Raw genomic sequence first — 6,246 nt, 5'->3', positions numbered from 1 at the left:
AAGATCACGCTGCACGGCGAGACCTACCACATCAAGTTGTCGGGCAGCGGCCGCAGCGACGCCTCGCAACGGCCCTACTTCGTGTCGGTGGACGGCATCTCGGAAGAAGTGCTGGTCGAGCCGCTGAACGAAGTCGCCGTGGCCGGCAACGACAGCGCCCAGCGAAAAACCACGGCCGCGCCCGGCGCATCCGGGCAGAAACCGCGCCCCAGCCACCCCGGCCACGTCACCGCAGCCATGCCCGGCACCGTCGTCGACGTGCTGGCGAGCATCGGCCAAGCGGTCAAGGCGGGCGACGGTGTGCTGGTGATCGAGGCGATGAAGATGGAAAATGAAGTGCAGGCGCCGATCGCTGGCGTCATCATCAGCGTCTTCGCGAAAAAAGGCGATGCAGTGACGCCCGACATGGCGCTGATCGAGATCCAGCCGGAATGACGCTGATCCTCGCCTCTACCTCGCGCTACCGGCGCGAACTGCTGTCGCGCCTGCATCTTCCCTTCGAAGTGCTGTCGCCCGACGTCGACGAAACCCCGCTGCCCGGCGAAACGCCCTCGGCCACCGCCCTGCGGCTGTCGGTGCTGAAGGCGCAGGCCGCGGCGGCAAGTCACCCCGACGCGCTGATCATCGGCTCCGACCAGGTGCTGATGCTGGACGGCGAACAACTCGGCAAGCCCGGCGATTTCGACAACGCCTTCGCCCAGCTGCAGAAAATGCAGGGCAAGGCGATGGTGTTCCACACCGCGCTGACGCTGCTCAACAGCCGCAGCGGCCACGCGCAGACGCGCGACGTGCCGACCGTGGTGCACATCCGGCCGCTCACCGACGTGCAGATCGCCAGCTATCTGAAGAAGGAGCAGCCCTGGGACTGCGCCGGCTCGGCGAAGAGCGAATCGCTCGGTATCGCGCTGATGCGGCGCATGGACAGCCCCGACCCCACCGCGCTGATCGGATTGCCGCTGATGGCGCTGACCGAAATGCTCATGAACGAGGGCGTAGACGTCCTTGCATGAGCGCCGGCACCCTCTACCTCATCCCGGTGCCACTGGGGCCGGTCAGTCCGGACGCGTGCCTGCCGCCTGAGACTCTTGCCGTCACGCGCCGGCTCGAGCACTTCGTCGTCGAGCGCGCCAAGACGGCGCGCGCGCACCTCAAGGCGATGGGCCACCCGCAGCCGCTGCAGTCGCTGCATCTCGAAGAACTCAACGAACACACCCCGGCTGCCGCCATCCCGCCGCTGCTGGTGCCGCTCAAGGCAGGCCACGACGTCGGCCTGTTGTCGGAAGCGGGCTGTCCGGCCGTGGCCGACCCCGGCGCGGCGCTGGTCATGGCCGCGCATCGTGAAAACATTCCGGTGGTGCCGCTGATCGGCCCATCGTCGATCCTGCTGGCGCTGATGGCCTCGGGCCTGGGCGGACAGCGCTTCGCCTTCCACGGCTACCTGCCCGCCAAGGAGCCCGAGCGCAGCCAGGCCATCCGCGAACTGGAAAAGACCGCGCGCCGCGACCACGCCACCCAGCTCTTCATCGAGACGCCCTACCGCAGTGCCGCGCTGCTGGATGCGCTGGCCACGACCCTCGCGTCCAATACGCTTATCAGCATCGGCGCGGATCTCAGCCTGCCCAGCCAGCTGATCCAGACCCGCAGCGCCGGGAACTGGCGCGGCCAGACCGATGCGGTCAAGGATCGTCTGGTGGTATTCGGCATCGCCGCGTAGAGCGCGGGAATCAGAATTTCAGCGTATCGAGCCTGAGCGTGACCGTGTCGCCCGATTCGGTTTGCGCATCGAGCCATTCCGCGCCAGCGCGGGTGTACACATCGAGCGGCAGCAGGCGCTGCGCCATGCCGCCCTCCACCGTCACCTCCAGCCACTGCCGCGTGAGCGCGGCAAACTCCAGCCGCTCGTGGTCGGCGCAGGCGATCGGCCGGTAGTCGCTCAACGCAGCCTGACGCCGGCTTGCTCGAACGGCATCAGCGCCTTGGCCACGGATGCGCCCAGGCGGCCGGCGAGGCGTGCGGCCAGGCCTTCGCGCTGGGTGTAATCGACGATGTCTTCAGCCTTGATCACGTCGCGCGCGACCGACTCGACATTGCCCAGCGCGTCGGCGAGGCCGAGCTGGATGCTTTTTTCGCCGCTCCACACCAGGCCGCTGAACATCTCGGGGGTTTCCTGTAGGCGCTTGCCGCGGCCTTCCCGCACCACGCCGATGAACTGGCCGTGGATTTCCTCGAGCATCTGCTTGGCGAACGCCGCCTGCTTGGGGTCTACCGGCGAGAACGGATCGAGAAAACCCTTGTTATCGCCTGCGGTGAGCAGGCGGCGTTCGACGCCGAGCTTTTGCATGGTCTGGGTGAAGCCGAAACCATCCATCAGCACGCCGATGGAGCCGACGATGCTGGCCTTGTCGACGAAGATCTTGTCGGCACCGGCGGCGACGTAATAGCCCCCCGAGGCGCAGATGTCGTCGACCACGGCGTACAGCGGGGTTTTCGGATGCAGTGCGCGCAGACGCCTGATCTCATCGTAGATCTGTCCCGCCTGCACCGGGCTGCCGCCGGGGCTGTTGATACGCAGGATCACGCCCTTGGTTTTCTTGTCCTTGAATGCGCCCTGCAGGCTGCTGATCACCGAATCAGCGCTGGCCTGATCGGAGGCGATCACGCCCTGCAGATCGACCAGCGCGGTGTGCTCCTTGATGGACACCCCATCCGAACCGAACCACCCGGCCGCCAGGAACAATACGATGAAGAGATACAGGAAACCGAGCGTCTTGAACAGAATGCTCCAGTGGCGGCTGCGGCGCTGTTCCCGAATGGCCGACAGCGCCAGTTTTTCCAGGACTTCACGTTCCCAATTGGGGGTCGGTTCACTCATTGTTGTTCTTCCATCAGATAAACATGGCCGTCGCGTTCGACGACCGGCACGGGAATCAGGCCGCGTCCGGCGCAGCGTCCGCCCACGCACTGTCCGTTTGCGGGGTGGTAGAGCGCGCCGTGGGTAGTACAGATCAAGTATAGCCGCGAGTGGTCGAAGAACTCACCTTCCTGCCAGTCGAGTTCCACCGGCACGTGGCCGCACTGGTTGAGGAAGGCGCGCGGCTGGCCGGCGAAGCGCACCACGAAGGCAGGCTGGGGCCTGCCGGCACGCGTCACCTCGAAGCGCACCCCCTTGCCCAGTTCGGCCAGGTCGGCGGCGGCGCAGATCAGGCGTTCGCGGCAAGCCATGCGTGCACCCCGCTAAAACTGTCGATCAGCGCCAGCGGCGCATGCGGCCGCAGATCGCCCGCTTCGTGCGCGCCGTAGGTCACCCCCAGGCTGGCGACGCCGGCATTCGCCGCCATCAGCAGGTCGTGGCTGGTATCGCCGATCACCAGGGTGCGCGCGGGGTCGGCATCCAGTTCGGCCATCAGTTCCAGCACCATCGCCGGATGCGGCTTGGAATGCGTCTGGTCGGCGCAGCGGGTGGCGGCGAACCGGGCCTCCAGCCCGCTGGTTTCGAGCGCACGGGACAGGCCGAGGCGGCTTTTTCCGGTGGCCACCGCCAACTGGAACCCGCTTTCATACAACTGGCCGATCCCCGTCTCGACGCCCTCGAACAGCGGAATCTGCGTGTCGCGGCCGAGATAGTGATGGCGGTAGCGTTCGACCAGCCGCGGGTAGGCGTCGGCCGGCAAGTCCGGCAGCAGGGTTTGCAGCGCCTGAATCAGGCCGAGGCCGATGATCTGGCGCGACGCGCGCTCGCCCGGCGTCGGCAGGCCGATATCCTCGCAGGCACGCTGGATCGAATCGACGATCACCCCGGCGGAATCCATCAGGGTGCCGTCCCAGTCGAAAATCAGTAAATCAAATTGCTTGGGCATTCAGTTTTTCCAGAAATCCAGCCAAATCATCAGGCAGCGGCGCCTCGATCAGCATGCGCTCGCCCGAAACGGGATGCTCGAACGCCAGCCTGGCGGCATGCAGGAACATCCGCTTCAGCCCCTGCTTCATCAGTTGCCTGTTGAGTTCGAAGTCGCCGTATTTGTCGTCCCCCGCGATCGGAAAGCCCAGATGCGAGGTATGCACGCGAATCTGATGGGTGCGCCCGGTCTTCAGTTCCGCTTCCAGCAGGGTGAACCCGGCGTGCGATTGCAGACGGCGGAAGACGGTGTGCGCGGTCTGCCCCGCGTCGCGCACCGTGACGCGCTTCTCGCCGTCGTCGGTGACCCGCTTGTGCAGCGGCAGTTTCACATGCTGCAGCGGATTCGGCCAGCGCCCCGCCACCAGCGTCAGGTAGCGCTTCTCGATCCTGCCGTCGCGCATCGCCGCGTGCAGCCCGACCAGGGCACGCCGCTTCAGCGCGATCAGCAGCACCCCCGAGGTTTCGCGGTCGAGCCGGTGCACCAGTTCCATATAGCGGCATTCCGGCAGTTCCAGCCGCATCTGCTCGATCACCCCGCGCGAAATGCCGCTGCCGCCGTGCACCGCCATGCCGGCCGGCTTGTTCAGCGCAATCAGCGCGTCGTCGCGGTACAGGATATGCGGCAGCAGGCGGATGCCGCCTTGCGGCAAATGGGTGGCGGGGGTGATCACCGGCACGGCCAGACGCACCGGCGGGATGCGCACTTCGTCGCCCAGCTTCAGCCGGTAGCCGACCTCGGCCCGGCCGCCGTTGACCCGCACCTCGCCGCCTCGCACCAGCTTGTAAATGCGGCTTTTCGGCACGCCTTTCAGCCGCGCCAGCAGAAAGTTGTCGAGACGCTGGTTATCCGCGCTGTCGTCTATCCTCAACCGCCGGACCGAATCTTTCTCTAAGTCATTCTTTTTCATATACACTACCGCCGGTTCAGGCAGGATTTTGCCTGACCTTTTGCCCGGCTTGCATGCCGGGCATTTTAGAGATCACGCCGGTTACCACGCTCACCGGCCGCCGCCAGCCCGGCCCGTCTGGATTCCTGCCGCCCAGCCAAGCTCAAGTTTGGCGCGGCCAGTCGAAGCCACCCGCCCCGCGCAATCGGCAAAGCAGCGATGTTATCAATGACGCGACGACAAGCATACGAAATCAGCATTCACGCTCGGCCCACGCCAGCGGGAATCGGAAAGACGATCCGGCCTGGCCGGCGACGCTCTCCAGGAACAGGACACCTTTTATTCCATGCCTCTTCACCTAATTCAACACGTGATCGCATGAGCCGCCCGCTCTAGGCGGCAGTCTGGCCTGTCCCGTATGCGCGCGCGCGGGAGTAAACAATGAAGCGCATGCTTTTCAACGCAACCCAGGCGGAAGAACTCCGGGTTGCCATCGTCGACGGACAGAAGCTCGTCGACCTTGACATCGAGTCCGCCAGCAAGGAACAACGCAAGGGCAATATCTACAAGGGTGTCGTCACCCGCGTCGAGCCCAGCCTCGAAGCCGCATTTATCGATTACGGCTGCGAACGCCACGGTTTCCTGCCGTTCAAGGAAATCGCCCGTTCCTGCCTGCCCAACGGCGGCCGCGTCCCGGAAAACCTCAAGGAAGGCCAGGAACTGCTGGTCCAGGTGGAAAAGGACGAGCGCGGCAACAAGGGCGCGGCGCTCACCACCTACGTCTCGCTGGCCGGCCGCTACGTCGTGCTGATGCCGACCAACCCGCGCGGCGGCGGCGTGTCGCGCCGCATCGAGGGCGAGGAGCGCAACGAACTGCGCGACACCCTGGCCCAGCTCGACATCCCCGAAGGCATGAGCCTGATCGCACGCACCGCCGGCATCGGCCGCAGCGCCGAAGAATTCCAGTGGGATCTCAACTATCTGCTAAGCCTGTGGAAAGCCATCGACGGTGCCGCGCAGCCGCAATCCGGCGCCTTCCTGATCTATCAGGAGGGTAGTCTGGTGATCCGCGCCATCCGCGACTATTTCTCGGCGGACATCGGCGAAATCCTGATCGACACCGAAGACATCTTCGAGCAGGCGCAGCAGTTCATGGCGCACGTGATGCCGGCCAACGTCAACAAGGTCAAGCTCTACCGCGACGACGTGCCGCTGTTCTCGCGCTTCCAGATCGAGCACCAGATCGAATCGGCGTTCTCGCGCCAGGTCAACCTGCCGTCGGGCGGCGCCATCGTGATCGACCATACCGAAGCGCTGGTATCGGTCGACGTCAACTCGGCGCGCGCCACCAAGGGCAGCGACGTCGAGCAGACCGCCTACAACACCAACCTCGAAGCGGCCGACGAAATCGCCCGCCAGATGCGGCTGCGCGACCTCGGCGGGCTGATCGTGATCGATTTC

General features: G+C 65.4%; 9 protein-coding genes. 4 read left to right on the top strand and 5 right to left on the bottom strand.

The window, feature by feature from the left end:
* From Q0L94_RS15900 to Q0L94_RS15890, 3 genes are all read left to right on the top strand, one after another.
* Positions 1–435: biotin/lipoyl-containing protein (locus Q0L94_RS15900; protein WP_296755147.1), on the top strand; the 435-nt coding region annotated here is incomplete at its 5' end.
* Positions 432–1,010, top strand: coding sequence for a Maf family nucleotide pyrophosphatase (locus Q0L94_RS15895; protein ID WP_296755144.1), 579 nt, complete (start codon positions 432–434; stop codon positions 1,008–1,010). The genes Q0L94_RS15900 and Q0L94_RS15895, both read left to right, overlap by 4 nt.
* A complete protein-coding gene (locus Q0L94_RS15890) occupies positions 1,007–1,714 on the top strand; it encodes an SAM-dependent methyltransferase (RefSeq protein WP_296755142.1) in 708 nt (235 codons plus the stop codon). Before Q0L94_RS15895 ends, Q0L94_RS15890 begins: the two co-directional genes overlap by 4 nt.
* Positions 1,715–1,724: 10 nt before the next feature.
* Here the strand turns inward: Q0L94_RS15890 and Q0L94_RS15885 are convergent, their stop codons facing one another.
* The 5 genes from Q0L94_RS15885 to Q0L94_RS15865 are packed head-to-tail and all read right to left on the bottom strand — an operon-like array spanning position 1,725 to position 4,806.
* Positions 1,725–1,937, bottom strand: a complete 213-nt coding sequence (locus Q0L94_RS15885; RefSeq protein WP_296755139.1) for a transcriptional antiterminator, Rof — start codon at positions 1,935–1,937, stop codon at positions 1,725–1,727.
* Entirely contained in the window at positions 1,934–2,872 is a 939-nt protein-coding gene (locus Q0L94_RS15880; protein ID WP_296755137.1) for a S49 family peptidase, read from the bottom strand. The genes Q0L94_RS15885 and Q0L94_RS15880 overlap by 4 nt, the downstream gene beginning before the upstream one ends.
* A complete protein-coding gene (locus tag Q0L94_RS15875) occupies positions 2,869–3,222 on the bottom strand; it encodes a Rieske 2Fe-2S domain-containing protein (protein WP_296755134.1) in 354 nt (117 codons plus the stop codon). The genes Q0L94_RS15880 and Q0L94_RS15875 overlap by 4 nt, the downstream gene beginning before the upstream one ends.
* Complete coding sequence (locus Q0L94_RS15870) at positions 3,201–3,857, bottom strand: HAD-IA family hydrolase (protein WP_296755133.1); 657 nt, start codon at positions 3,855–3,857, stop codon at positions 3,201–3,203. Before Q0L94_RS15870 ends, Q0L94_RS15875 begins: the two co-directional genes overlap by 22 nt.
* Entirely contained in the window at positions 3,841–4,806 is a 966-nt protein-coding gene (locus Q0L94_RS15865) for an RluA family pseudouridine synthase (RefSeq protein ID WP_296755130.1), read from the bottom strand. Before Q0L94_RS15865 ends, Q0L94_RS15870 begins: the two co-directional genes overlap by 17 nt.
* Positions 4,807–5,226: 420 nt before the next feature.
* Here Q0L94_RS15865 and Q0L94_RS15860 point away from each other — a divergent pair.
* On the top strand, positions 5,227–6,246 hold a 1,020-nt coding region (locus Q0L94_RS15860), incomplete at its 3' end, for an Rne/Rng family ribonuclease (RefSeq protein WP_296755127.1).

Source organism: Thiobacillus sp. (genome assembly GCF_024708915.1).
This window is presented reverse-complemented; position numbering and strand designations above follow the sequence as displayed.

Coding starts and splice junctions, on each gene's coding strand:
- Q0L94_RS15895 (WP_296755144.1), top strand. CDS start 432: ATGACGCTGATCCTCGCCTCTACCTCGCGCTACCGGCGCGAACTGCTG.
- Q0L94_RS15890 (WP_296755142.1), top strand. CDS start 1,007: ATGAGCGCCGGCACCCTCTACCTCATCCCGGTGCCACTGGGGCCGGTC.
- Q0L94_RS15880 (WP_296755137.1), bottom strand. CDS start 2,872: ATGAGTGAACCGACCCCCAATTGGGAACGTGAAGTCCTGGAAAAACTG.
- Q0L94_RS15875 (WP_296755134.1), bottom strand. CDS start 3,222: ATGGCTTGCCGCGAACGCCTGATCTGCGCCGCCGCCGACCTGGCCGAA.
- Q0L94_RS15870 (WP_296755133.1), bottom strand. CDS start 3,857: ATGCCCAAGCAATTTGATTTACTGATTTTCGACTGGGACGGCACCCTG.
- Q0L94_RS15865 (WP_296755130.1), bottom strand. CDS start 4,806: ATGAAAAAGAATGACTTAGAGAAAGATTCGGTCCGGCGGTTGAGGATA.